This is a genomic window from Rhizobium sp. X9, from assembly GCF_018873185.1.
In the GTDB taxonomy this organism is placed as follows: domain Bacteria; phylum Pseudomonadota; class Alphaproteobacteria; order Rhizobiales; family Rhizobiaceae; genus Agrobacterium; species Agrobacterium oryzihabitans.
The window spans coordinates 1-25,044 of sequence record NZ_CP071311.1 but is presented as its reverse complement, the minus strand read 5'-3'; the positions used below and the strand labels follow the sequence as shown (position 1 = coordinate 25,044).

The window sequence follows — 25,044 nt, the reverse complement described above, 5'->3', positions numbered from 1 at the left end:
CTCAAGCCTTTGCCGTGCGCGCAGCCGGCAGCGCCGCCACGTCTGGGTGGGCGATGATGCCGTTCGGCATGCGGTCGCGCAATTCGTCTTCCTGCTCGCTCATCACGGCCTTGAGGCGCGTGGCAATGCTGGCCTGCCGGTTGTCGTTCGTCACCTTCTGGCCGAAGAGATCCGTCACATAGAAGGTGTCGATGACCTTTTCGCCGAAGGTGGTGATGCGGGCGGAATGAATATCCAGCGACAGATCGGCGATCACTGCCGTCATATCCGCAAGAAGTCCGGGCCGGTCGAGGCACTCGACCTCTATGACGGTGAACTTGTTCGAAAGCCCGTTGGAAATGATGACGGAGGGCGGAATGGTGAAGGCGCTTTTCTTCCTGCGACTCTTGGTGCGGGTAGCGATCATTTCCGGCAGGCGCTGCTTGCCGGACAGAACCTCCTCGATGAGCTTGCCGACATTGTTGCCGCGTCGTGTCTCATCCTCGTCGATCGGGAACTCGCGGTTGATCAGGATCGTATCCAATGCACGCCCGTCGGATGTGGTGAAGATCTGCGCGTCGGCGATGTTGGCGCCGGCCGCCGCACAAGCGCCAGTGATGATCGAGAGCAGGCGCGGATGGTCTGGCGCCAGCACGGTGATTTCGGTGATGGCGTGGAAGGAATGGGTGCGCACCATGGTCGACAGCGCCTTTTCCTGCTTGTCGGCCTCGCGGATGAAGCGGGTGTGGCGCACCTGATCTTCCAGCGCGACCGTCAGCAGATAGGGCTCATAATGCAGCTTGGTGTATTTGCGCCGCGCCTTCTGACCCCAGTCGTCAAGCGCATCGTAAAGCGCCTGGCGGGCAATCTGCGCGCGCTCCTTGCGGGAGACTTCCGAAAAACCGCCTGACAGCAGCAGCTCGGTCTCGTAATAAAGCGAACGCAGCAGCTGCCCCTTCCAGCCGTTCCAGACGCCCGGACCAACCGCGCGGATATCGCAGACCGTGAGGATCAGCAGCATCTTCAGCCGCTCCATGGACTGCACCTTGTCGGCGAAATCGGTGATGGTCTTGCGGTCATGCAGATCGCGCGTCTGAGCGACCATGGACATCAGAAGGTGCTGCTCGATCAGCCAGACGACGGTTTCCGTCTGCTTGCCGGTCAGCCGAAAACGCTGGCAGAGCTTGCGAGCCACGCGCGCGCCGGCAATCGAGTGGTCTTCCTGCCGACCTTTGGCGACATCGTGCAGCAGGACGGCGACATAAAGCGCCTCGCGCTCCTCAACGCTCGGCATCAGCTGGTTGGCGAGCGGATGGGCATCGACGGCCGTGCCCTTGTCCACTTCCGAGAGCACGCCGACGGAGCGGATCAGATGTTCATCCACGGTATAGTGATGATACATGTTGAACTGCATCATCGCGACGATCTTGCCGAATTCGGGGATGAACTTGCCGAGCACACCGGCCTCGTTCATGCGTCTCAGCGTCAAGGCCGGGTCGCGCCGCGAGGTGAGGATCGACAGGAAAAGCCGGTTCGCCTCATCGTTTTCGCGTAGCTCGTCATTGATGAGCGACAGCGAGCGGGTGACCACACGCAGCGCATCCGGATGCAGTTCGAGATTGTTGATATCCGCGATATGGAAAAGCCGGATCAGGTTAACCGGATCGTTCTTGAACACATCCGGCTTGGCAAGCGCAATGCGCCCCCGATCTTCCACGAATTCCACCGAACCTGGAATCTTGCGGACGCGATGGGCGAAGCGGCTGAGAACCCCCGACAGGCCCGGCACGTCCTTCGCCTGCCGATCTTCCAGCGCGGCGCAGACGATGCGCGTCAGGTCGCCAACATCCTTCGCCACGAGGAAATAGTGCTTCATGAAACGCTCGACGGCGGAAAGGCCCGGGCGCGGCTGATAATTCAGGGCATCGGCAATCTCACGCTGGATGTCGAAGGAAAGACGTTCCTCCGCCTTGCCGGTGATGAAATGCATCTGGCAGCGTACGGCCCAGAGAAAATCATCGGCCTTTTCGAACAGCCTGAGCTCACGCCGCGACAGGACGCCAAGCTTGACGAGATCGGCGGTATCGCGGACGTGGTAATAATATTTGGCGATCCAGAACAGCGTGTGCAGGTCGCGCAGACCACCCTTGCCTTCCTTGACGTTCGGCTCCACCAGATAGCGCGTATCGCCCGCCTTGCGGTGGCGCTGGTCACGCTCGGCGAGCTTGGCGGCGATGAATTCCGGGCCGGTGCCGGTGACGACTTCCGACTCGAAACGTTTCTCGAGATCGTCGGTCAGAGATTTCTTGCCGCAGATCGCCCTCACTTCCAGAATGGCGGTGCGGATCGTCATATCGGATTTGGACAGGCGGATAGACTCATCCACCGTGCGGGTGGCGTGGCCGACCTTGAAGCCGAGATCCCAGAGGAGATAAAGCACGAACTCCACGGCCTTGTGCATATCCGGCGTATTCTTGGCCGGCAGCAGGAACAGGAGGTCGATATCCGATCCCGGCGCCAGCGTGCCACGACCATAACCGCCGACCGCCGCGACGGCGATCTGCGGCGCGTCTTTCGGATAGACATATTGGCAGGTCAGATCATAAAGCGTCTCGATCAGCCGGTCCTGAAGCCAGGAGATGCGTCTGGCGCAATCGATGCCGCCACCCTCGGATTTCAGCAGCTCGCGTGCTTTTTCCCGGCCTTCCGTGCTGGCCTTGCGAAAGATCGGCAGCAGATCGGATCTGACATCGGCGATGCGCTTGCCGTCTTCCTTGAAGATGATGTCGCATTCGCGCTTCAGCGCCGATACATCGAGAATTGCGGAAAAATCCAGGTCCTTGATGGCCATCTATGCCGGTATCCATGTCCTGTGGGAAATCCCACCGCTTGCGATGGGAGTGTCCTATAGCGAGTTTCAAAGGCGATGGACAGGCAGTCTATCCTCTTAAGCCTTGCCAAGTTCTTTCTTTAACGCATAGAGCGCGTCCAATGCCTCACGCGGCGTCATTTCGTCCGGGTTGAACCCCTTTAGAGCTTCTTCCACCTTCGATGGTCCAGCCTTGCGGGTTTCCTCACGGCGAACCGCGATCTGGAACAGCGGCAGATCGTCGATCAGCTGGCTGGCCGGGTTCTTGCGGTCGGCATCTTCGAGCTTCGTCAGCACTTCGCGGGCACGCTCGACCACCGATGCCGGCAAGCCCGCAAGCCGTGCCACCTGGATGCCGTAAGAGCGGTCCGCAGCACCCGGTCCGACTTCGTGCAGGAAGATGACGTCACCTTCCCACTCCTTCACCCGCATCGTGGCATTGGAAAGGCGGCCGAGTTTTTCCGACAGCACGGTGAGCTCGTGGAAATGGGTGGCGAAGAGACCACGGCAGCGATTGACCTCATGGAGATGCTCGACCGCCGCCCAGGCGATGGAAAGACCGTCAAACGTCGCCGTGCCACGGCCGATCTCATCCAGAATGACCAGCGAGCGATCCGTCGCCTGATTGAGAATGGCGGCGGTTTCCACCATTTCCACCATGAAGGTCGAGCGACCGCGCGCCAGATCGTCCGATGCGCCAACACGGGAAAACAGCCGGTCGACGACACCGATATGCGCGGCTTCTGCCGGGACGAAGGAGCCGATCTGCGCAAGGATGGCGATCAGCGCATTCTGGCGCAGGAAGGTCGATTTACCGCCCATGTTCGGGCCGGTGAGCAACCAGATCGCGCCGTTTTTGCCGCCCTCGGTAGCCGACAGATCGCAATTATTGGCGATGAACGGTCCCGCCGACTGGCGTCGCAGGGCCTGTTCCACCACCGGATGACGCCCGCCGCGGATCGCAAAGGTCATGGAGGCATCGACGATCGGTCGGCAATAGGCCTGCTCCGTGGCCAGATAGGCAAGGCTGGAGGCGACATCGATGGTGGCAAGTGCCGCCGCGCCGGCCTTGATCGCTTCCGCCTGCTGCACCACGGCCTCGACCATGCGCGCGAAGGCCTCCAGCTCCATCGTCAAAGCCTGTGCGGCGGCATTGGCGATGCGGCTTTCGAGATCGGCAAGCTCGGTGGTGGTGAAGCGCATGGCGCCCGCCATGGTCTGGCGGTGGATGAAGCGTGCCTTGGCTTCATCGGTCGCCATCATTACATCGGCGTTGCCCGCCGTCACCTCGATGAAATAACCCAGCACGTTGTTGTGCTTGATCTTCAGCGACTTGATGCCGGTCTCATCGGCGTATTTCAATTGCAGACCGGCGATCACACGACGCGACTGGTCGCGTAGCGCCCGCACCTCGTCGAGTTCAGGGTTGGCGCCTTCGCGCAGAAAACCGCCATCGCGCTTCAGAAGCGGCAGATCGTCAGCCAGCATCGAGCCGAGCATCGCCTCAAGAGCGCCCGGCAGGGCTTTCAAATCCTTGAGAGCCATCGCCAGCTCATCCGGCAGCAGCCCATCATCAAGAATGGCTGCAATTTTTTCGGCCGAAACCAGCCCCTGCCGGATAGCGCCGAGATCACGCGGGCCACCGCGTTCCAGCGCAAGGCGGGAAAGTGCGCGCGGCATATCCGCGACATGTTTCAGGGCGTCGCGCAGGCCATCGCAGAGGGAGACGTCATCGATGAGATAGGCGACGGCGTCGAGCCGGGCGTTTATTTTTTCCGGGTCGGTCAAGGGCGACATCAGGCGCTCGGCCAGAAGTCGCGCGCCGCCGCCGGTTACCGTGCGGTTCAAGGCATGCAGCAGCGATCCGTCTCTTTCGCCTGATAGCGTCTTCACCAGTTCAAGATTGGCGCGGGTGGCGGGGTCGATGAAAAGGGTCGAAGCCGCACTTTCACGCTCCGGTGCGCCGAGAGGCGGGCGCTCGGCGATCTGGGTCTTTTCGACATAGGCCACGGCCGCAGCGGCAGCCGCCATTTCCACGCGTGAAAACGTGCCGAAACCATCCAGCGTCGAGACGTTGAAATAACGCGCGATGCGCCCTTCCGCCGTGGCGCTGTCGAAGAGGATGGCCGGTTGCGGCACGGCCACACGGCCCAGCACGTCGAAGACCGGTCTCAGCTCTTCGTCGTGAAACAGGCTGTCGGCGACGATCAGCTCGCGCGGGTCGATACGCCAGATATCGGCGAGAAGCCGTGTCAGCGTTGTCTCCGCCAGACGGAAGACACCGGTGGAAATATCGATCCAGGCCAGCGCGAACTGCGCCTCGGCGCTGCCGCGAATACGGGCAAGCGCCATCAGATAGTTGGATTCCGTCGGTGAGAGCAGTTTTTCTTCGGTCAGGGTGCCGGGCGTGACAAGCCGCACCACATCACGCCTGACCACGGATTTCGAACCGCGCTTCTTTGCCTCGGCGGGGTCTTCCACCTGCTCGCAGACAGCGACGCGATAACCGCGCAGGATGAGCTTCTGCAGATAATCATCGGCCGCATGAACCGGAACACCGCACATCGGGATATCGTGCCCCATATGCTGGCCGCGTTTCGTCAGCGTAATGCCCAGTGAACGGGAGGCTTCGACCGCATCGTCAAAGAACAATTCGTAAAAATCGCCCATGCGGTAGAACAGCAGCGAACCGGGATTGTTCGCCTTGATCTCGATATATTGCTCCATCATCGGAGTGGCCGAAGCGCGGCTCTCCTCCGTAATCAGGGAAGCGGTGGTCAAAACGTCCGTCAATGGCTTGCCGATGTCATGTCGTGTTGCGGAAAAGGAGCGCCGACACTAGCGGTAATGGCAGCCCCGACACAACACGCGCGGGACCGCTGCCCACAGGAACATCCCGCCCCGCCCGCGTCAAAACCCGGTCAGCCGTTGATGCGCTCGGGCTCGCCGCCATAATAACTGATGTAACGGCCGGCGATGGACGATACCGGCAGGACCACCAGGACGTCGGTGGTGTTGAAGGCATGATCAACGACCGCGCCGGAGCCGAACATGGCGCCGAGACGCATATAGCCCTTGATCAGTGGCGGCATGGCATTCAGCGCCTTGCGGGCGTTGAGCGCCTCTGCCGGCACGAGGTCCATCTCATGGTAAAGCTCGGGAAGCGCAGACGCCGCCCACTCGCCCTTCGCGACGCAATTATGGTGCAGGAAGGACAGCGCAAGCGCGTGGGCTTCCGGCTGCACGCCGGGGAAGGAGGCGCAACCGATCATCGCGTCCATGCGGTGTTTCACGGCATAGGCCCAGTTGCCCTGCCACAGAAGCTCGACCGTGCGCTTGGTGCGATATTCCGGCAGCACGCAGGAGCGGCCAAGCTCCATGAAACGCTTGCCCGGATGGCGTGCGACCAGTCCCGCGATATCGAATTCGCTTGCGGAATAAAAACCGTTATTGGCGAGTGCCGTTTCCTGACGCAGCAGACGGTAGGTGCCGACGATCTGGTCTTCGCTGTCGCCTTCAATCGCCTTGTCGAGCACGAGCAGATGGTCGCAGACACTGTCCCAGGCATCGATATCGCGCTTGCGGCGCATCGCTTCTGCCGGAAGGCGCGCCTTCATTTCCTCGACAAAGACCCGGTAACGCACGGATTGTGCGGCATCGATCTCACGCTCATTTCTTGCGAGCCGTGTTTCAAGTGTGCCGATACGACCGAAAAGACCCTCATTATCCTGCACAGTCTCAGGACGGGGGTGAATGACAACATTGTTTTCACAAATGTCGTGATTGAGTATTTCGGCAACCATGGGGAATCGCTCCGCCACCAAAGAATTTTCCTGTCATAAATCACTAATTGACGACAGAATAGTGACAAAATGCAGCCAGATCGAGTCTGTTAAATTATGATGGCAACAGGCGTTTCGCCTCCAGCAGGCGGCGGATTTCCTCGACCAGCCGCCTTGGGTCGGCAGGCTTGGTCAAAACCTTCGCCGCACCGGCCTTCAGCAGGATTTCGGCGGTCGCGGCGCTTGCATCGCCGCTCAGCACGATAACGGGAATATTTCCCTCAGCCTTCAGCGTCAGGAGAAGGTCAGGCAACACCTCGAGCCCCTCGCCACCCGGCATATTGAGATCGGAGATGATGAGATGTGGCAGGTGGGGAACCCCCGGCGCCACCGACTGAAGCAATGCCTGAAAATCGTCAACGGTGCGGACGATAAAACCGCTTTTTTCCAGAACGGCACGGATGATGCGCGCATTGACGGCGTCGTCCTCGGCCACGAGGATATCAATGCCGCTTGCCCCTTCGCTCACCCGCGACGAAAATCCCACATCGGGGTGGTTGTCGTTGATGGCATCGCGCCGCTCTATTCCACGCAGGCGACCGCACAGGACGTCGATCAGTGACTTTTCCCGCAGCGGCCGGATCAGCCACGCATCAAAGGACACATGCATCGTCGAAGGCCGCTCTTCGGGACTGACCATAAGCGTGCGACGAACATTCTGTTGCGGCCAATCCTTCAAATCGTCCCTGAACAGAGCCGAAATGCGCTGATCGACGATGATATCGGTGAGGCCGGCGGTTGCGCCGTCCATTTTGTCCTGCAGCCTTTGCAGATCCTCCGGCTGATGGATGAGAGTACATTTGCCGCCGAAAGCCTCTATCGCCTCCATCGTCACCGCTGCCGCGACGCCCTTCGGGGCGATGAGCAGGACATTCGTGTGCTGAAGGCAATGACGCCGGCCCTGGTCCGGCATTCCGGCAGGCGCGCTGCCGGGGCGGAAAGCAAGCTTGAAGGTGCTGCCTTTGCCCTTTCGGCTCGACACCGTGAGGCTGCCGCCGAATTCCCGCACGATGCGGGCTGAAATGGCAAGACCGAGCCCGGTGCCTGCACTTCTCTGAGACATCGGGCCTGCCTGCTCGAACTCACCGAAAATACGGGCCTGTTCCGCCGCACTCATACCGGGGCCGGTATCTTCGACGGTGATCAGCAATTCACCCTCGACCATATGCGCCCGGATGACCACTCCACCTTCCCGGGTGAATTTGACGGCGTTTCCGAGGAGGTTGAACAGGACCTGGCGCAGCCTTGCCGGATCGAAATCCAGATAATCGGGCACATCGGGCGTGACGAAAGAGGTGATTTCGATGCCTTTTTCATGGGCGCGATGCGCCAGCATTTCCACGATGCTCTCGATCAGCCGCCGCAGGTTTTCCGCACGCGGATTGAGCTTGAAACGGCCCGCCTCCATGGTCGAATAGTCCAGCAGGTCCTCGACCAGCTGCACAAGCGACTGGCCGGACTGTTTCATGCCATCGAGATAATTCCGCTGCTCTTCATTGAGCTTCGTCTGCGACAGAAGATGGTTCATGCCAAGCATGCCTGACAGCGGCAGGCGGATTTCGTGGCTTACGGTGGCCAGCAGCCGCGCTTTTTCGGCATCGGCCTTTTCGGCGCGCAACCGGGCGTCCTCCCTTTCGCCAAGCGCCAGACGCTCTTCGGTCACGTCCCTTGCGATGCTGCTGATGAGAAGACGGCTGCTTGCGAGATCGCGGGTCACGGCATCATGCCAGGAGAAAATCCGCTGCCCGAAAGGGGTCGCGATTTCCACGTCATAAACGTGAGCCTTGCCGCCCGGCCGGAAAGCGATGCCTATTTCCTCGCAGCTCAGCCCTTCGGGAGCAAAACACCCCGTCATTTCACGAAAGACGGTGTTCGCCTCGACGATACGCCGGTCCATATTGCGGATCACGACTATATCGCCCATGGCTTCCTGCATCCCGGCAATCAGCGAACGGTTCTGCGTTTGCCGCAGACGGACATCCGAGGAATCGGCTGGCAGTTCGTCGGGAAGAGGTGAAGATTTGCTGAACAGCGCGTAGAACAGAAGACCGACGAGCACGGCGGCGAAGAAGGATGCCAGCGCGACGGTGACAGCATAGGGCACCGCAAGCGCAATCAGGGCCGCAGAGAACGCACCCACCGACAATGAAACGGCGACATGGAGGGCGATCGACCTGGCGTCGACCTCATGGCGCTCAACGGCTTTGTGAGATGTGGTGTCGGCACGATCCGCCGGCTGCGCTGCCGGGGCAGCCAGGCCGAGGCCATCTGAAACTCTTTCCCGAAGTCTTGCCGGTTCGCTCATAGACAACCGCTACCACGGCAGCGGTTTTGATATGTTTGGCTGAAACCCTAAAATTTTACTTTTTAGCTGCCCGAGCGTGCAGAAACTCATCCAGAATGACGCAACCCGCTCCGATGGTTATGAAAGTGTCGGCAAGATTGAAGACCGCGAAGGACCATGTGTCTGTGTGAAACAGGATATAGTCGATGACGTGACCGTAGAAAAAGCGGTCGAGAAGATTGCCGGCCGCGCCCGCGATGATGAAGGCGAAGCCGAGATGGGCGAAGGTTCGGTCCGCCGCCGTCTTGCGCCAGAGCCACAGGACGAAGACCACGATGACGAGCCGCATGCTGACGATGAACCAGCCATGCATGTCCGACAGCATCGAAAATGCGACGCCGAGATTATAGGTGCGATAAAGCGCCAGAAACGGAACGACCGGCACCATCTCCTGCAGCGGCAGATAGGCTTCGACCAGTTGCTTGACGATCTGGTCCAGCACAAGGGCAGCAACGATCAGCGCGAAAGCCGGGCCAAATTTCGAAAACAACGCCGCTTTGGCCATTACTTCACCGGTGTCAGTTCGAGGAGATGTCGCCGCGCCTCGAAAAGCATGACGGCGGTTGCGATGGCGAGATTGAGGCTGTCGGCACGGCCCTGCTGCGGAATGCGCGCCAGCTGATCGGCCTTGCCTGCCAGTTCCGGCGGCAGGCCCGATTGTTCGTTGCCCATCAAAAGCACGACCGGCTTTCCGGCATAGTCGATCTTTCGATAATCGACCGAGCCGGCGAGATGGGTGGCGACGACGCTGACATTGGCCGATTTTTTCCAGGAGAGGAATTCCTCGACCGAAGCGCGGGCAACAGGCGTGGCGAAAACCGAACCCATGGTGGCGCGAACCGTTTCCAGCGAAAAGGGATCGGTGCAATCGCCAACCAGAATGACGCCCGAAGCGCCTGCCGCATCAGCCGTGCGGATGATGGTGCCGAGATTACCGGGATCGCGGACCCGGTCGAGCGCGATATAGGTCTCTCCCTTTTCCGGGCGAATATCCTTCAGCGGTTTCCATTTCTGCTCGAAAATGCCGACGACCATCTGCGGATTGTCGCGGCGGGTGATCGAGGCGATAACCTTTTCGCTGACTTCCAGCACCAGACCGCCAGAGGCGACCGTCTTCACCGCCGCCTGCTCCACCAGCGGCTTGCCTTTGGCGGCCTTGGCATAAACCAGCGTCTTGATCGTCCAGCCCAGTTCAAGCGCGTCGATGACCAGCTTTAAGCCTTCCGCCATGAAGGTGCCGGTCTCTTCCCTGCCCTTTTTCTGGGTGAGCGCCTTGATATCCTTGATGATGGGATTGGCAAGGCTGGTCACTTCCTTGACCTGGCCAACCCGGCGCGTGGTGTTTTCGCGCATGTCGTTCGTCATTTCGGCTCCCAGCGGCTGAACAGCGATGTGGAAAGCACCCGTCCCGGCGTCTTGCCGTCAAGCCCGGCCTCGCGAATGACGAGTTCGCCGGATGCCACGACGCCACCGGCGCCACGCATGGTTTCGCGCATCAACTCATGCATCGAATAGAAGCTTGCACGGATGGAATAGGCCGTCAGCACCAGGCCGAGCGCCCTGGGCGACAGGATTTCGCGGCAGATATCCAGCATCAGCGGCAGATGATCGAACAATTGCCAGATCTCACCATGAGTGCCGCGACCGAATTTCGGCGGGTCGGTGAGGATGATGTCGTAGGTGCTGCCGCGGCGCTCCTCACGCTGGATGAATTTCATCGCGTCTTCGCAAATCCAACGGATCGGCGCCTGTTCGAGCCCGGCAAGCGCCTGGTTCTCCTTCGCCCAGCCGATCGCCTTCTTGGAGGCGTCGACATGGGTGACTTCAGCCCCCGCAGCCGCCGCAACCAAGGAGGCGACGCCGGTGTAACCAAACAGGTTCAGCACCTTCAGCGGCCGGTCGGCGGTCTCGACGGCATTTTTCAGCCATTCCCAATGGACGATCTGTTCCGGGAAGACGCCGACGTGACGGAAGGCCGTGAAACGACCAAGAAAATCGACCCCAAGAAGGGAGAGAGGCCAGGTCTCACCGAGCGCTTCCTTTGGAAAACGCCAGCGGCCCATGCCGTCCTCATCGGTATCGCCGGTGAAAATGGCGTCGGCATTCTGCCATACGCGGTCGGGAACCGACGGTTGCCACAGCGCCTGCGCCTCGGGACGAACGACGCGGTAATCGCCATATTGTTCGAGCTTCAGGCCGTTGCCGCTGTCGATCAGGTGAAAATCGCCGGCACCACTCGATTCCAGAATGACCGGAACCTGTTCTGCGGGACGTTCGCCGGTGCGAGGCTTGAGAGGCCGCTCGGGCGCCTGCTCAACGGCTGTCGCCGGAATGGCCTTTCTCTTCGGCGCAGGTTTCGGCACGCTGCGCACCGCATCCGGCTCGCGCTTTTTCGGTGCCGTATCCGCCCGCCGTGCCGGCTTTGCGGCATGAACCTGTTTTTTTTCGCTCCCGGCACGCGCACGATTGCCCGGCCGGCTGTCTTTTTTCTTCAATGGAAATCTTTCCGCTTCTGCCCGCGTCTTATCGCGCAGCAAATAGCATTCCACGCGCCGCTCGCCTAGAGCCGGAACGAATGTCGGCTACATCACTTTGCCGGGAGTTGGCCCGCATTTGGAACATGTCCGGTCGCGGCGGCTTTCTGCCGGTTCGCCTCGTCATGCCAGCGAACGGCCTCTTTCGCCTCGATACGGGCGCGCTTGCGGTGCTTGCCCTGCGCAAACCACGTGGCCGAAGATCCCAGAAGCACGCCGAAAATGACCGCCAGAAACAGGAATACGAAAAACGGCGCGGTGAAGGACAGAACACCGTCTTCGGGCCTGAACGGATTGAGCGCCAACGTCACGGCCTGACGATTGGCCACGCACAGGATGACGAGGATAATCGCCAGCGGAAGCAGGATGATGAGGTTGATGATTTTTTTCGACATCCGAGAATACTCCATCGCTGCGGGGTTCCGCCGGCTCCGTTTCCGTCGCCAAACGGCAAGAACGATCAATCGTCCTCTTCGTCACCCATTCCAGGGTTCAGGCGCTCGCGCAGTTCCTTGCCCGTCTTGAAGAAAGGCACCCATTTTTCCTCGACGAAAACCGACTCACCCGTGCGCGGGTTCCGGCCGGATCGCGAAGGACGGTTTTTCACCGAAAATGCGCCGAAACCACGAAGCTCGACACGATTTCCTGCCGCCAGGGCATCGGTGATTTCATCCAGCACCGCATTGACGATGTTTTCCACGTCGCGGTGATAAAGGTGCGGGTTACGCGCAGCAACGATCTGCACCAGTTCAGACTTGATCACGGTTGCCCCCTGAAAGAATTGGATTTTTAACGCGGATCAACCTGCCAAACGGAAACAAGACCGTCAAGAAACAACTTGTCCGCACCGAGCTGGCCGGAGCCCGCAAAGGGAATTAAATCGTCATATCCCAGAAACTTCGCTATTTGCGCAACACTGAAAAGCGAAAAAGGCGAACGGGACGATGGCGCGCGCCATTCGACGATCGGCAAATCCTTGGCGACGCCGCGTGTTTCGAAATAGCCGCGAATTTCCTTCTCGCCACCCAGCGTGTCGACCAGCTTGTTGGCGAGCGCCTGCCTGCCGGTGAAAATCGATCCGTCCGCGAGTTTCAGCACATCCTCGCGCGGCAGCTTGCGACGATCGGCCACAAGGTCGACGAACCAGCCGTAGCTGTCCATCACCATGGCGCGGATCATCGTCTTTGCCTCTTCGGGCGCCTCATGGAAGGGCGAAGGTTCGGCCTTCAATGGAGAAGACTTGATTTCCTGCAGCGAGACGCCCAGCTTTTCCATCAGCTGGCCAACCTGCGGATATTGAAAGATCACGCCGATCGAGCCGGTGATCGAGGTTTCCCCGGCGACGATGGTATCGCCGGCCGACGCGATCATATATCCGGCGGAAGCCGCCAGCGTGCGGACATCCGACACGACCGGCTTCTTTTCCGCAACGCCGCGAATGGCCTTGAAGATGCGCTCACCGCCATAGGTGGTGCCGCCGGGCGAGGAAATAGAAACGATCAGGCCTTTGACATTGTCGCTCTTGGCAATCTTGTCGAGCCGCTCCAGAAGTTCGGTATTGTCCTGGATCAGACCGGAAATCTCGACACGGGCAATATGGGGCTTGGCGCTTTGCTGCGGCTCGGTCCATAAAAACCGGTAAAGGCCGAAAATGCCGGCGACGAGCAGGAGAACGGCGGCAATCCGCCAGAAAGTCAGCTTGCGGCGCAAACGCCTGCGATCCGCTATCGCCATATTATCCATCGAGAACCTCTGCCATCCGGCCTTTGAAGCGACATAAGCATCACGGCCATATGGTTCTTCTAACGCGAAGCCGCAAGGAAACAATAAGGAAACCAGAATTACGATAAAATTCGCATTTCCCTTGCACCTTTCCAGACAAAAACCATATTGGCAGGACAAAGCACTCATGCCAAAGACATTAAGATAAACATATAAGCTTCAGTTGCGCGCCAAAATGGTGCCCAGGAAGTTTTCCGGATCCACTCTTATGCTTGAAAGACTCCGCGAACCAGCGCCAGCATTTCCGCTGCCCAATGACCAGAACGGCGCTTACGAGCGCGCGCTCAGGCATTCTGCGCGCGTGAAACGGCTGAAAATCATCCTGCCGCTCGGCGCAGCGGTCATTTCGCTTGCCTTCATCGCTGTTTCGCTGATCCGAACCTGGGCGCCTGACGAGGTTTCGCTGGAAAGTGCAAGGATCGAGGACGGCAAGATCGTAATGGAAAAACCCGCCGTTGCGGGCCGCAACGAGAAGGGGATCGACTATTCCATGAACGCCGACCGTGCGTTGCAGGACATCGCCAACCCCAACCTGATGACGCTTGAGAAGGTTCTGGCCGCCGTGCCGGTGAACGATGGTATCGCCCAGGTGATCGCCCAGGAAGGCATCTTCGACCGGGCCACCAATAAGCTGAAGATGACCGCACCTTTTGACATCAATCTCAGCAATGGCATACAAGCGAAGTTCCAGTCTGCGGACGTCGATCTGAAAGCCGGAAAAATGAGCAGCCAGGAGCCCGTTTCAATCAAAACAAACGACGGCTCGATTGTTGCGCAATCGATTGATATCGCCGATAATGGCAAGACGATTACATTTTCGGGGCAGGTACGGGCACGTATCGCTGCATCCAATATCAAAAATGAAGGCAAGTGAGAGCCCGGTCCAGATGATGCAAATTTCCCGTCCCGTTTCCATTGGCAGATCCGCCGGCCTTACAGCTGCTGGTCTTTTTTTCTCGTGTCTTGCAACTGTGGCTTTTGCCCAGAACACCACCAGCAATATGCAGGGCGTGAAGCTTTCCGGCGATCAGCCGATCGCGATTGAAAGCGATCAGCTCGAAATCCGGGATCAGGAGCGCAAGGCCTATTTCACCGGCAATGTGAAAGTGGTGCAGGGCACGACTACCCTTCAGGCCGGCAAGATGACCGTGAACTACAAGGGGCAAGGTTCGTCGCTCACCAGCGGTGATGCCAACATCGAAAAAATCTTCGTGGACAATAACGTCTATCTGACGTCCGAAACCCAGAAGGCCACGGCCGATCACGGCGAGTTCGACATGGCGGCGCAGACCTTCATCCTCACGGGCAAGCAGGTCGTGCTGTCCGAGGGCACGAATGTGTTCACCGGCTGCAAGCTGACTGTGTTGATGAATACGGGACAGGCCAAGCTCGAAAGCTGCGGCGGTCCCGTCCGGATCATGCTCGATCCAAAATCGCAGAAAAAACAGTAGTCTCACCTCGTGAAGATACCCTCGATCTCAAAAATATTTGGCGGTGGACGCGACCGGTCCGCGGACGCGCCCTCACCGGCCGACAAGGCTCGCTATGAAGGCACGCTCATCGCGCATGGTCTGACCAAGACCTACAATACGCGCCGGGTCGTCAATGGCGTGTCATTGGTCGTGCGCCGCGGCGAGGCAGTTGGGCTGCTCGGTCCGAACGGCGCGGGCAAAACCACCTGTTTTTACATGATCACAGGCCTCGTGCCGGTGGATTCCGGCAAGATCGCCATCAATGGTAACGATGTGACCGGCATGCCGATGTACAGGCGCGCGCGCCTCGGCGTCGGTTATCTGCCGCAGGAAGCCTCTATCTTCCGTGGACTGACGGTCGAGGAAAACATCCGCGCCGTACTGGAAGTACACGAGCCTGACAGCGCCAAGCGCAACCGCAAGCTTGATGAATTGCTGGAAGAGTTCCACATTGCGCAGCTGCGCAAGTCGCCCGCTGTCGCGCTGTCGGGTGGTGAACGCCGCCGTCTGGAAATCGCCCGCGCTCTGGCGACTGATCCGACCTTCATGCTTCTGGACGAACCCTTTGCGGGCGTCGATCCGATTTCCGTCAGCGACATCCAGAATCTCGTCCGGCATTTGACCGCACGCGGGATCGGCGTTCTCATTACGGACCACAATGTTCGCGAAACGCTCGGCCTCATCGACCGCGCCTACATCATCCATGCCGGTGAGGTTCTGACCCATGGCCGCGCAGACGATATCGTCAACAATCCGGACGTGCGTCGGCTCTATCTCGGCAATAATTTTAGCCTGTAAGCTTCGGGCGCGAAAGATTCTTCATCGCGCCCCGCCCTGACGCTTGACCAAACATAATAAAAAAGCAATTTTTGGGCCAAGTTCTCTTGCCCTCGCAAAATTTATGAAAACTGTGGCAATGGAGAAGCTGTAAGGGGAGTTTCGCGTCCGCCATGGCATTATCTGCCAGCCTTTTGCTGCGTCAAAACCAGTCTCTCGTGATGACACCGCAACTGATGCAGTCCATCCAGCTGCTTCAGATGACGCATTTCGAACTGACGCAGTTTATCGCGCAGGAGGTTGAACGCAATCCGCTGCTCGAAATTGCGGCAAACGATGGCGATTTGGGCGGCGACAGCCCTGCGGATGCAGAGAATTTCGGCGATGCCGACAGCGAGGCCTCCGACAAATCCGCAACGGTAACGGCCGATAGCGACGACTGGTATGGCGAGCGCGCCGCCAATCTTGGCGAACAGCTCGATACCAGCTTCGAAAACGTCTTTCCCGACGATGGCGAACCCCGAAAGGCCGATGCCCCCGAGCTGGCAAGCCAATGGAAATCCATGCCCGGGCAGGAGTCCGGCGAAAGTTACGATCTCGACGATTTCGTTGCCGCGAGACAAAGCCTCGGTGACCATCTCAATCAGCAATTGCCGCTTGCCATATCCTCCCCGGAGGACAGGATGATAGCCGATGCGCTGATCGGCCAGCTCGACGAAACGGGATATATCGCGACGGATGCCGTCGATGATGTCGCGGAACGGCTGGGAGCTACTCCGTCGGCAGTGGAGCAGGTTTTGAAGACCCTTCAGGGTTTCGACCCTCCGGGCGTATTTTCCCGTTCGCTGAGCGAGTGTCTGGCGATCCAGCTTGCGCAGAAGGACCGCCTCGATCCGGCCATGCGGGCGCTTGTCGACAATCTGGAGCTCCTGGCCAAACGGGACTTCGCGGCCCTGAAAAAACTCTGTGGCGTCGATGAAGAGGATCTTCTCGACATGCTGGCGGAAATCCGCACGCTCAATCCGCGCCCCGGTGCCGGCTACGATTCGATGGTCTCGGAGACAATCGTCCCTGATATCATTGTTCGCCCCTCCTCGGCAGGCGGTTGGCTTGTCGAGATCAATCCCGAGACCCTGCCGCGCGTGCTCATCAACCAGACCTATTTCGCCGAAGTCTCGCGGCACAAGACCCGTCAGGGTGAGGATCAGGATTTTCTGGCTGAGTGCATGCAGACGGCCCACTGGCTGACCCGCAGCCTCGACCAGCGCGCCCGCACAATCATGAAGGTGGCCACCGAAATCGTTCGCCAGCAGGACGCCTTTCTTGTCAACGGCGTGGATCACCTGAGGCCGCTGAACCTCAAGACCGTGGCCGACGCCATCAAGATGCATGAATCCACCGTCAGCCGCGTGACGTCGAAAAAATACATGCTGACACCGCGCGGGCTGTTCGAGCTGAAATATTTCTTCAGCGTATCGATCAGCTCCGTGGAAGGCGGCGACAGCCATTCGGCGGAGGCGGTGCGCCACCGCATCAAGGGCATGATCGCGCAGGAGGCTGCCGACGCCGTGCTTTCCGACGACGATATCGTCGACAATCTAAAAAAGAGCGGCATCGATCTCGCCCGCCGCACCGTCGCCAAATATCGTGAGGCGATGAACATCCCCTCCTCCGTGCAGAGGCGTCGGGAAAAGAAGGCGCAGGCAAGAGCCTCCGCCTACTGAGCGGCGAAAACGATCACGTTTTCAGGGCTTGGCTGCCCCACCCCGGCTGCACCATTGACTCTTGTCACGCCAGGGGCTAGAAGCCCGCCGCACACGTAAGCAAGGTCATTTGTAACGGATTCATCTCCACCGTCCATGGGCGTAAAATTCGAATGGGGGCTTTTTAAGGTCTTCGAAACGCTTGGATGCGCGCTCGGCTTGACGTAAGCTGGTACTCGCAAATCACTACAAAAAGGAAAATTTCCATGAGTGTGCGTGTATCTGGTAAACATATGGAGATCGGTGAATCTTTCCGTCAGCGGATTGAGGACAATATAGGTCTGGCAGTTACCAAATACTTCGATGGGGGGTATTCAGGCCAAGTGACCGTGGAGAAGTCGGGATCGCGTTTTGCCGCCGATTGCAAGCTGCATCTCGATACGGGCGTTGTATTGCATGCGGCGGGTCAGGCAAATGATCCGCAAGCGAGTTTCGATGCCGCCGCAGAGCGGATTGAAAAGCGCCTGCGTCGTTACAAGCGCAAGCTGAAAGACCATCATAGCGGCGCAAATGGCGTGATGCCGGAAATCGCCTATACGGTGATGGATGCTATTCCCGATGAGGATCACGAGGTCCCTGAAGATTACGCACCCACCATCGTGGCAGAGAGTTCGAAACAGATAAAGACAATGTCCGTTGCCAGCGCCGTGATGGCGCTCGACATGACGGATGAACCGGTTCTGCTCTTCCGCAGCCCGGGCAAGGAATATCTCAACATCGTCTACCGACGTCATGACGGCAATATCGGCTGGATCGACGCGGAAACGATCAAGAGCTGAACAGTCTGACAGGACTGTGGGAGGCAGAGCGCGAAAGCGTATCTGCCTCCCACATCGTCTCGATGGCATGAAGGAAAAAGAGAATGGCGTTGGCAGATTTGCTGCAACAAGATGCGATTATTCCCGCCCTCAAGGTGAATTCCAAAAAGCAATTGCTTCAGGAGCTGGCCGCAAAGGCAGCCAGAATTACCGGAGTCTCGGAACGGGAAGTTTTCGACGTCATCCTCCAGCGTGAAAAGCTCGGCTCTACCGGCGTCGGGCACGGCATTGCCATTCCGCACGGCAAGCTCAGCAGCATTCACCAGATCACAGGCGTTTTCGCACGCCTTGAAACCCCGGTCGATTTCGAAGCGCTGGACGATCAGCCGGTCGATCTGGTTTTCCTGCTGCTCGCGCCCGAGGGCGCCGGCGCGGATCACCTGAAGGCGCTTTCCAGAATTGCGCGCGCCCTGCGCGACCCCGAACTGGTAGCCAAGCTGCGCGCCACCGATTCCGACACGGCAATCTACGCCTTCCTCAATCAGGAACAGGCGACGGCGGCCTGATAGCCACTTTTCTGCTGGCCTCAGTTTTCATGACATAAAAAACGCGCCCTGAAGGCGCGTTTTTTATTGGGGTAAGAAGAGAATGCCTCAGGCATCCTTTTCATTGAGAGAAGAGGTGCCCGGCTCAGCCGATGCGGATATCTCAACTTTCGGGCCGCCCTTGGCGACGCCAACCATGGCGGGACGCAGCACGCGATCACCGATGGTAAAGCCGGCCTGAACCACCTGAAGGACCGTGTTGTTCGGCACCGCCGGGTTGGGGATTTCGAACATGGCCTGGTGGAAATTCGGGTCGAATTTCTGACCCTCGGCATCGATCTTCTTCACGCCGTGGCGCTCCAGCGTCGACAACATCGAGCGCTCGGTCATCTCCACGCCCTCGATCAGACCGTTGAGGCCGGCTTCGCCATTGGTCTTGAGTTCATCCGGAATGGCCTCGAGAGCGCGGCGAAGATTGTCGGAAACGGCCAGCATGTCACGTGCGAAACCGGCGAGCGAATAGGACTTAGCATCCTTGACGTCGCGTTCGGTACGGCGGCGAAGATTGTCCATTTCCGCTGCGAGACGCAGGAACTTGTCGCGCAGATCGGCATTTTCGGCCTTGAGCAGTTCGACCGGATCGGGTTCGGCGGCTTCGGCAGGTCCTTCCCCGGCAAGCGCGGGTTCGACAAACTCTTCGGCGACGTCCGCGTCAGGTCCGGGCTTTTTTGTATCGTCGGTCATGACGTTCTCCAGATTTGAATGTTGTTGGTTGCGCCCGATATCGAGCTTTGACGGGCAAAAATCAAGGCTTGCGGCGAAAAGCTTGCCGCATTCTCTGACCTTGCGGCTTTGTCCTATCTCTGCTTGCGGGAAAGGCGGGCCATGATCTGCGCTGTATAGTCAACCATAGGTACGATACGGGCGTAATTGAGCCTGGTGGGACCGATGACGCCGACCGCACCCACGACACGGTTTTCCTCATCGCGGTAGGGCGCGACGATCAGCGATGAACCGGACAATGAAAAGAGCTTGTTTTCCGAACCGATGAAAATCCTGACCCCAGAGCCGCTTTCCGCAAGATTTAGGATCTCGATGAGATTTTCCTTGCGCTCCAGATCGTCGAAGAGCAAGCGCACGCGATCGATATCTTCCTCGCCGGCGAGACCCTCGAGCAGGTTGGAGCGTCCGCGAACGATGAGGCGGCCGAGCTTGCCATCCTCATTGTCACCTGCCCAGACGGCCAGGCCGCGCTCGATCAGATCCTGCGCCAGCGTGCCCAATTCCGATTGCAGTTCTGCCTGCTGCCTCTGGAACTGGGTTCGCAGCTCCTGCAGCGTCTGACCGGACAGGTGGGCATTGATGAAATTCGCCGCCTCGATCAATTGTGATGACGAAATGCCGGCGGGCAATTCGATGATGCGGTTTTCGACCTGGTTGTGATCGCCGACCAGCACGGCGAGCGCCTTGGTGGGCTCCAGCCGGATGAATTCCACATGTTTGAGGATGACGTCGTTCTTGGCCGTCAGCACAAGGCCCGCACCGCGCGACATGCCTGATAGCATGCGGCTCGCCTCCGTGAGCAACCCTTCCAGAGATTGCTCGTGGCCGGCGACCGGGCCGATCTGCCGGTCAATGTTCGCCCGTTCTTCTGCGGGCAGATCGCCCACCTGCATGAAGGCGTCAACGAAGAAACGCAGCCCCGTCTGGGTGGGCAGGCGCCCGGCACTGATATGCGGCGAATAGATGAGGCCGAGTTCCTCAAGGTCGCTCATGACGTTGCGGACGGAGGCGGGTGAAAGCGACATCGGCAGCAGCCGCGACAGGCTGCGCGATCCCAAAGGTTCGCCGGTGTCGAGATAGCCTTCGACGATGCGCCGGAAAATCTCCCGCGACCGTTCATCCAGCAGCGATGCCTGATCTTTTGAAAGTGGTGCTGAAAAGCCCATCTCGTCCGTTCTTTGTCATCCAAATCCTGTTTGCATCAATATAATGCGTCGCACCGCTGGGACAAAATGGAAATTGGCTTTGCAAATGCGCGGGCCTCGCCTTAGAAGGCAGGAACCAACATGGAGAGTGGATCATATGCGGCCTTCAGGCAGAAAAACCGATCAGATGCGCAAGGTTTCCTTCGAGCGTAATTTCTCGAAACATGCGGAAGGCTCCTGTCTGGTCAAGTTCGGTGACACGCATGTGCTCGTCACCGCAAGCCTTGAGGAAAAGACGCCGCCGTGGCTGCGCAACAGCGGCAAGGGCTGGGTCACCGCCGAGTACGGCATGCTACCACGTTCCACCCATGAACGCATGAAGCGCGAAGCCGCCGCCGGCAAGCAGGGTGGGCGCACGCAGGAAATCCAGCGCCTCATCGGCCGCTCGCTCCGCGCCGTCGTTGATCTGCAGGCACTCGGTGAGCGCCAGATCAGCATCGACTGCGACGTCATTCAGGCCGATGGCGGCACACGCACCGCCTCGATCACCGGCGCATGGATTGCTCTCCACGACTGCCTGAAGTGGATGGAAACCCGCAACATGATCAAGGTCGAAAAGGTCCTCAAGGATCACATCGCGGCGATCTCCTGCGGCATCTTCGCAAAACAACCGGTCATCGATCTCGATTATCTGGAAGACTCTTCCGCCGAGACCGACGCGAATTTCGTCATCACCGGCTCCGGCGGCATCGTCGAGGTTCAGGGAACGGCGGAAGGCGCCCCCTTCTCCGAAGAGGAATTCCTGACGCTGCTCGGCCTTGCAAAGGCAGGCTGCAGCGAGCTGGTCGCCCTTCAGAAACAGGCGATTGCCTGAGCCGACAGGAAAACGTCATGCGCAAGCTCGATACCAGAACGATCGTCGTCGCGAGCCACAACAAGGGCAAGATCGCCGAAATTGCCGATCTCATCGGACCTTTCGGCTTTTCCGCCAAATCGGCTGCCGAGCTGAATTTCGAAGAGCCGGACGAGACGGGCACCACCTTTGAGGAAAATGCCGCCATCAAGGCGCTTGCCTCCGCAAAGGCGTCCGGCCTGCCTGCTCTTTCCGACGATTCCGGTCTGGTGATCGACGCGCTGGATGGCGCGCCCGGCGTCTATACCGCCAACTGGGCGGAGACGGCCGACGGCACGCGCGACTTCGCGATGGCCATGCGGAAGGTCGAGAATGCCCTTGCCGAACGCGGCGCATCCAACCCGGAAGATCGCACAGGCCGCTTCGTCAGCGTGTTGTGCCTTGCCTGGCCCGACGGGCATGTCGAATATTTTCGCGGCGAGGTTGAAGGCAATGTGGTGTGGCCGCCGCGCGGGACGAGCGGTTTCGGTTATGACCCCGTCTTCAAGCCTGAAGGATATGACACCACATTTGGCGAGATGACGGCGGATGAAAAACACGGCTGGAAGCCGGGTGACGCGGTAGCGCTGTCACACCGCGCCCGCGCCTTTAAAAAATTCGTAGAAACCTGCCTGGAGGCATGAACCCGATGGTCGGGGAGCATCATTTTTCTGCCCCCGGCGCATCGCTTCTGCCGGACACGGGCGATCCCGGCTTCGGGATCTATCTGCACTGGCCCTTCTGTGCGGCCAAGTGTCCCTATTGCGATTTCAACAGCCATGTCCGCCACCGTCCGGTGGATCAGGAACGGTTTACGGCTGCCTTTCTGCGTGAAATGGAACATATGCGGGCGCTCAGCGGCCCGCGGGTCGTCACCAGCATCTTCATGGGCGGTGGCACGCCATCGCTGATGGACCCGCAGACGGTGGGCGCAGTTCTTGATGGCGTCTCGCGCTTCTGGCATGTGCCGGATGGTATCGAGATCACCATGGAGGCCAACCCTTCAAGCGTCGAGGCGGAACGTTTTCGCGGTTACCGGGCGGCGGGCGTCAATCGCGTCTCGCTTGGTGTGCAGGCGCTGAACGATCGGGATCTGAAATTCCTCGGCCGTCTGCATGATGTTGCCGATGCGCTGAAAGCCATCCGGCTGGCACGGGAAATCTTCCCGCGCATGTCCTTTGATCTCATCTATGCCCGTCCGAACCAGACGGTGGCCGAATGGGACGCCGAACTGAAGGAGGCGGTTTCCTATGCCGTCGACCATCTGTCGCTCTACCAGTTGACGATTGAGGAAGGCACGCCCTTTTACGGGCTGCACAAGGCTGGCAAGCTCATCGTGCCGGATGGCGAACATTCGGCCGTGCTTTATGAAGCGACGCAGGAAATCACCGAGCGTTACGGCATGCCGGCCTATGAGGTTTCCAACCATGCCCGGCCCGGCGCGGAAAGCCGCCATAACCTCACCTATTGGCGTTATGGCGATTATGCCGGCATCGGCCCCGGCGCCCATGGCCGCCTGACCAAGGGTGCCTCCAAGCTCGCGACCGCCACCGAGCGCCACCCGGAAACCTGGCTCGAGACCGTCGAGCGGGAAGGCCACGGCATGGTCGATCAGGAAATGCTCGGCGTGGATGAGCAGGCCGACGAATTGCTGCTGATGGGCCTTCGCCTGCGCGAGGGTATCGATCTCGCCCGCTGGAGCGATCTGTCTGGCCGCGACCTCGACCCGGAAAAGGAAGAATTCCTTCTGCAGCACGGTTTCGTGGAAAGGCTCGGCAATTCCCGCCTGCGCTGCACGCCTTCCGGCATGCTCATTCTGGATGCGGTAGTGGCCGACCTCGCCTGCTGATTGGCGGCATTGAGCGACCCGAAAAGCCAATAAAAAAGCGGCCCAGTGGGCCGCTTGAGGGTATAACAAAATCCGAAAACCTTCTTTGCGTCATGCTCGGGCCTGTCCCGAGCGTCCGCAGCCGCATGACTTTCCGAAACGTGGTTGGATCCTCGGGATGAGCCCGAGGATGACATCGCCTATTGCGGGATGATGGCCAACAGACTGAAGCGGCCCGAGGGCCGCTTTTATTACGCGTTGTTCTCGTTGATCAGGCGCTTCAGCAACTCAACCTCATGGCCGAGCTTGGTGTCGCCGGAAATCAATTCCTCGATCTTGCGCACCGCATGCAGAACCGTGGTGTGATCGCGACCGCCGAAACGGCGACCGATCTCCGGGAAGGAACGCGGCGTCAGCATCTTGGCCAGATACATGGCGATCTGACGCGGCTTGACGATGACGCGGGTACGACGGTTGGACACCAGCTCCTGCCGCGACACATTATAGTGCTTGGCGACGATGCGCTGAATATCCTCAATGCGCACGCGTTTGGCCTCACCGCTTCCGACGAGGTGCGACAGCAGCTCATCGACGCGGTCAACCGAGAGGTTCGGCTCGAATGAGCGACGGAACATCAGCTGGTTGAAGGCGCCTTCAAGCTCACGCCCGCTTGCCGTCACGCTTTTGGCAACATGGGTCAGGATTTCGTCGGAAATCTCGAAAGACGGATCGTCCTGACGCGCCGAACCCATGCGACGGTTGAGCATTTCGTAGCGCATGTCGTAATCGGGACCTTCGATCTCGATCGCCATGCCGCCCTGAAGACGCGAACGGACGCGCGGATCGAGCGATTCCAGCTCCCATGGTGCACGGTCAGCCGCGACCACGACCTGCTTGGCGCTGTCGAGCAGCATGTTCAGCAGGTGGCAGAATTCGTGCTGGATCATCTTGCCCTGCAGGAACTGCATGTCGTCGATGACGAGCAGGTCGATATTGCGCAGCGTGTCCTTCAGCGTCAGCGCATCATTATCGCGGATCGCGGTTGCGAAACGCCACATGAAATATTCGGCCGTCAGATAGACCACGCGCGGGTTGCGCGGGCTGTCGATGGCGGCATTCGCAATCGCCTGCAGAAGGTGCGTCTTGCCAAGGCCGACGCCCGCATGGATGAACAGCGGATTGAAGCGCACGGCACCGGCACCCGCTTCCGCGATCGTCTTTGCCGCCGCAAGGGCTACACGGTTGGACGAGCCTTCGACAAAGGTGTCGAAGGTAAAGCGTGTATCAAGCGGCGAACCGAACAGCGGACCGGAGCTTCCCTGACGCAGGGTAGCCTGGGCTGCCGCAGGCTGTGCGGACGGCGTTGTCGCGGGCTGCGACGGAATGAAGGACTTGTTGCGAACCGTGCCCACGTCCTGCACGGGCTGCACCCTCTCCTCGACCTGCGCGGGACGGACCGGGCGGCTGGCGGAGCGGACAAGAATTTCCACCTTCAGCACATCCGGGTCCTCGCTCTGCACGAGGTTGGTGATCAGATCCATATAACGGTTGTTGATCCAGGACTTCAGAAAGGTCGTCGGAACGGTAAAACGGACGACGCTTTTCGAAACGGAATGGAGTTTGAGCCTTGCAAACCAGCTTGCATAGACCTCGGGACCAACCTGTGCCTTAAGCCGCGCGCTAAAACGTTCAAACAGCGCATCGTGCTTCATTGCCGATTTGTCCCCTGCC

The 25,044-nt window shown here is 59.4% G+C and carries 22 protein-coding genes; 9 read left to right on the top strand and 13 right to left on the bottom strand.

The window, feature by feature from the left end:
* Position 1: 1 nt before the first annotated feature.
* The 10 genes from JZY08_RS00110 to sppA all read right to left on the bottom strand — a co-directional run bounded on the left by JZY08_RS00110 (position 2) and on the right by sppA (position 13,311).
* Positions 2-2,830: a [protein-PII] uridylyltransferase gene (locus JZY08_RS00110; RefSeq protein ID WP_003493521.1), complete on the bottom strand. Its 2,829-nt coding sequence runs from the start codon at positions 2,828-2,830 to the stop codon at positions 2-4.
* A gap of 96 nt (positions 2,831-2,926) precedes the next feature.
* Positions 2,927-5,641 (bottom strand): DNA mismatch repair protein MutS, encoded by a 2,715-nt coding sequence (gene mutS, locus JZY08_RS00105; protein ID WP_216330591.1) that lies wholly within the window; start codon positions 5,639-5,641, stop codon positions 2,927-2,929.
* A gap of 128 nt (positions 5,642-5,769) precedes the next feature.
* On the bottom strand, positions 5,770-6,651 hold the full coding sequence (locus tag JZY08_RS00100; protein WP_003493518.1) for a GNAT family N-acetyltransferase: 882 nt from the start codon (positions 6,649-6,651) through the stop codon (positions 5,770-5,772).
* A gap of 94 nt (positions 6,652-6,745) precedes the next feature.
* Positions 6,746-8,995 carry an ATP-binding protein gene (locus JZY08_RS00095; RefSeq protein WP_216330590.1) on the bottom strand — a complete coding sequence of 750 codons (2,250 nt, stop codon included), beginning with the start codon at positions 8,993-8,995 and terminating at the stop codon, positions 6,746-6,748.
* Positions 8,996-9,050: 55 nt separating this feature from the next.
* Complete coding sequence (lspA, locus tag JZY08_RS00090; RefSeq protein WP_003493513.1) at positions 9,051-9,539, bottom strand: signal peptidase II; 489 nt, start codon at positions 9,537-9,539, stop codon at positions 9,051-9,053.
* Positions 9,539-10,399: an RNA methyltransferase gene (locus tag JZY08_RS00085; protein ID WP_082183579.1), complete on the bottom strand. Its 861-nt coding sequence runs from the start codon at positions 10,397-10,399 to the stop codon at positions 9,539-9,541. Before JZY08_RS00085 ends, lspA begins: the two co-directional genes overlap by 1 nt.
* Complete coding sequence (locus JZY08_RS00080) at positions 10,396-11,529, bottom strand: class I SAM-dependent methyltransferase (RefSeq protein ID WP_216330589.1); 1,134 nt, start codon at positions 11,527-11,529, stop codon at positions 10,396-10,398. Before JZY08_RS00080 ends, JZY08_RS00085 begins: the two co-directional genes overlap by 4 nt.
* Before the next feature lie 92 nt (positions 11,530-11,621).
* The gene (locus JZY08_RS00075; protein WP_003493507.1) at positions 11,622-11,963 is read right to left on the bottom strand and encodes a LapA family protein; all 342 of its coding nucleotides are present in this window, start codon (positions 11,961-11,963) and stop codon (positions 11,622-11,624) included.
* Between the two features lie 65 nt (positions 11,964-12,028).
* Entirely contained in the window at positions 12,029-12,331 is a 303-nt protein-coding gene (locus JZY08_RS00070) for an integration host factor subunit beta (RefSeq protein ID WP_003493505.1), read from the bottom strand.
* 26 nt (positions 12,332-12,357) lie between these two features.
* Entirely contained in the window at positions 12,358-13,311 is a 954-nt protein-coding gene (gene sppA / locus JZY08_RS00065; protein ID WP_035241976.1) for a signal peptide peptidase SppA, read from the bottom strand.
* A 247-nt stretch (positions 13,312-13,558) separates the two neighbouring features.
* On the opposite strand from sppA, the gene lptC reads away from it, so the two are divergent.
* The 6 genes from lptC (at position 13,559) to ptsN (ending at position 18,686) form a co-directional block, all read left to right on the top strand.
* The gene (gene lptC, locus JZY08_RS00060) at positions 13,559-14,224 is read left to right on the top strand and encodes an LPS export ABC transporter periplasmic protein LptC (RefSeq protein ID WP_035241521.1); all 666 of its coding nucleotides are present in this window, start codon (positions 13,559-13,561) and stop codon (positions 14,222-14,224) included.
* A gap of 16 nt (positions 14,225-14,240) precedes the next feature.
* Complete coding sequence (locus tag JZY08_RS00055) at positions 14,241-14,801, top strand: LptA/OstA family protein (protein WP_175414387.1); 561 nt, start codon at positions 14,241-14,243, stop codon at positions 14,799-14,801.
* Positions 14,802-14,810: 9 nt separating this feature from the next.
* On the top strand, positions 14,811-15,620 hold the full coding sequence (gene lptB, locus JZY08_RS00050) for an LPS export ABC transporter ATP-binding protein (RefSeq protein ID WP_003493493.1): 810 nt from the start codon (positions 14,811-14,813) through the stop codon (positions 15,618-15,620).
* Positions 15,621-15,772: 152 nt separating this feature from the next.
* Positions 15,773-17,323 (top strand): RNA polymerase factor sigma-54, encoded by a 1,551-nt coding sequence (gene rpoN / locus JZY08_RS00045; protein ID WP_216330588.1) that lies wholly within the window; start codon positions 15,773-15,775, stop codon positions 17,321-17,323.
* 245 nt (positions 17,324-17,568) lie between these two features.
* Positions 17,569-18,141, top strand: coding sequence for a ribosome-associated translation inhibitor RaiA (gene raiA, locus JZY08_RS00040; protein ID WP_035219244.1), 573 nt, complete (start codon positions 17,569-17,571; stop codon positions 18,139-18,141).
* An 83-nt stretch (positions 18,142-18,224) separates the two neighbouring features.
* Complete coding sequence (gene ptsN / locus JZY08_RS00035) at positions 18,225-18,686, top strand: PTS IIA-like nitrogen regulatory protein PtsN (RefSeq protein ID WP_003493488.1); 462 nt, start codon at positions 18,225-18,227, stop codon at positions 18,684-18,686.
* 87 nt (positions 18,687-18,773) lie between these two features.
* Here ptsN and grpE read toward each other — a convergent pair whose 3' ends face one another.
* Both grpE and hrcA read right to left on the bottom strand, forming a co-directional pair.
* On the bottom strand, positions 18,774-19,409 hold the full coding sequence (gene grpE / locus JZY08_RS00030; protein WP_216330587.1) for a nucleotide exchange factor GrpE: 636 nt from the start codon (positions 19,407-19,409) through the stop codon (positions 18,774-18,776).
* A gap of 113 nt (positions 19,410-19,522) precedes the next feature.
* Complete coding sequence (hrcA, locus tag JZY08_RS00025) at positions 19,523-20,614, bottom strand: heat-inducible transcriptional repressor HrcA (RefSeq protein WP_003493483.1); 1,092 nt, start codon at positions 20,612-20,614, stop codon at positions 19,523-19,525.
* A gap of 136 nt (positions 20,615-20,750) precedes the next feature.
* Between hrcA and rph the strand changes: the two genes are divergently transcribed.
* From rph to hemW, 3 genes are read left to right on the top strand one after another with little or no spacing between them, the layout of a single operon-like run.
* Positions 20,751-21,467: a ribonuclease PH gene (rph, locus tag JZY08_RS00020; protein WP_046799315.1), complete on the top strand. Its 717-nt coding sequence runs from the start codon at positions 20,751-20,753 to the stop codon at positions 21,465-21,467.
* Positions 21,468-21,484: 17 nt separating this feature from the next.
* Complete coding sequence (rdgB, locus tag JZY08_RS00015) at positions 21,485-22,129, top strand: RdgB/HAM1 family non-canonical purine NTP pyrophosphatase (protein WP_216330586.1); 645 nt, start codon at positions 21,485-21,487, stop codon at positions 22,127-22,129.
* 5 nt (positions 22,130-22,134) lie between these two features.
* Positions 22,135-23,334, top strand: a complete 1,200-nt coding sequence (hemW, locus tag JZY08_RS00010) for a radical SAM family heme chaperone HemW (protein ID WP_137038558.1) — start codon at positions 22,135-22,137, stop codon at positions 23,332-23,334.
* A gap of 230 nt (positions 23,335-23,564) precedes the next feature.
* Here the strand turns inward: hemW and dnaA are convergent, their stop codons facing one another.
* Positions 23,565-25,025: a chromosomal replication initiator protein DnaA gene (dnaA, locus tag JZY08_RS00005; RefSeq protein ID WP_216330585.1), complete on the bottom strand. Its 1,461-nt coding sequence runs from the start codon at positions 25,023-25,025 to the stop codon at positions 23,565-23,567.
* Positions 25,026-25,044 lie beyond the last annotated feature (19 nt).

What these genes read in the sequence shown, in the direction of transcription:
- JZY08_RS00110 (WP_003493521.1), bottom strand. Translation starts at nt 2,830, where the DNA reads ATGGCCATCAAGGACCTGGATTTTTCCGCAATTCTCGATGTATCGGCG.
- JZY08_RS00100 (WP_003493518.1), bottom strand. Translation starts at nt 6,651, where the DNA reads ATGGTTGCCGAAATACTCAATCACGACATTTGTGAAAACAATGTTGTC.
- JZY08_RS00095 (WP_216330590.1), bottom strand. Translation starts at nt 8,995, where the DNA reads ATGAGCGAACCGGCAAGACTTCGGGAAAGAGTTTCAGATGGCCTCGGC.
- lspA (WP_003493513.1), bottom strand. Translation starts at nt 9,539, where the DNA reads ATGGCCAAAGCGGCGTTGTTTTCGAAATTTGGCCCGGCTTTCGCGCTG.
- JZY08_RS00085 (WP_082183579.1), bottom strand. Translation starts at nt 10,399, where the DNA reads ATGACGAACGACATGCGCGAAAACACCACGCGCCGGGTTGGCCAGGTC.
- JZY08_RS00075 (WP_003493507.1), bottom strand. Translation starts at nt 11,963, where the DNA reads ATGTCGAAAAAAATCATCAACCTCATCATCCTGCTTCCGCTGGCGATT.
- sppA (WP_035241976.1), bottom strand. Translation starts at nt 13,311, where the DNA reads ATGGATAATATGGCGATAGCGGATCGCAGGCGTTTGCGCCGCAAGCTG.
- lptC (WP_035241521.1), top strand. Translation starts at nt 13,559, where the DNA reads ATGCTTGAAAGACTCCGCGAACCAGCGCCAGCATTTCCGCTGCCCAAT.
- JZY08_RS00055 (WP_175414387.1), top strand. Translation starts at nt 14,241, where the DNA reads ATGCAAATTTCCCGTCCCGTTTCCATTGGCAGATCCGCCGGCCTTACA.
- rpoN (WP_216330588.1), top strand. Translation starts at nt 15,773, where the DNA reads ATGGCATTATCTGCCAGCCTTTTGCTGCGTCAAAACCAGTCTCTCGTG.
- raiA (WP_035219244.1), top strand. Translation starts at nt 17,569, where the DNA reads ATGAGTGTGCGTGTATCTGGTAAACATATGGAGATCGGTGAATCTTTC.
- ptsN (WP_003493488.1), top strand. Translation starts at nt 18,225, where the DNA reads ATGGCGTTGGCAGATTTGCTGCAACAAGATGCGATTATTCCCGCCCTC.
- grpE (WP_216330587.1), bottom strand. Translation starts at nt 19,409, where the DNA reads ATGACCGACGATACAAAAAAGCCCGGACCTGACGCGGACGTCGCCGAA.
- hrcA (WP_003493483.1), bottom strand. Translation starts at nt 20,614, where the DNA reads ATGGGCTTTTCAGCACCACTTTCAAAAGATCAGGCATCGCTGCTGGAT.
- rph (WP_046799315.1), top strand. Translation starts at nt 20,751, where the DNA reads ATGCGGCCTTCAGGCAGAAAAACCGATCAGATGCGCAAGGTTTCCTTC.
- rdgB (WP_216330586.1), top strand. Translation starts at nt 21,485, where the DNA reads ATGCGCAAGCTCGATACCAGAACGATCGTCGTCGCGAGCCACAACAAG.
- hemW (WP_137038558.1), top strand. Translation starts at nt 22,135, where the DNA reads ATGGTCGGGGAGCATCATTTTTCTGCCCCCGGCGCATCGCTTCTGCCG.
- dnaA (WP_216330585.1), bottom strand. Translation starts at nt 25,025, where the DNA reads ATGAAGCACGATGCGCTGTTTGAACGTTTTAGCGCGCGGCTTAAGGCA.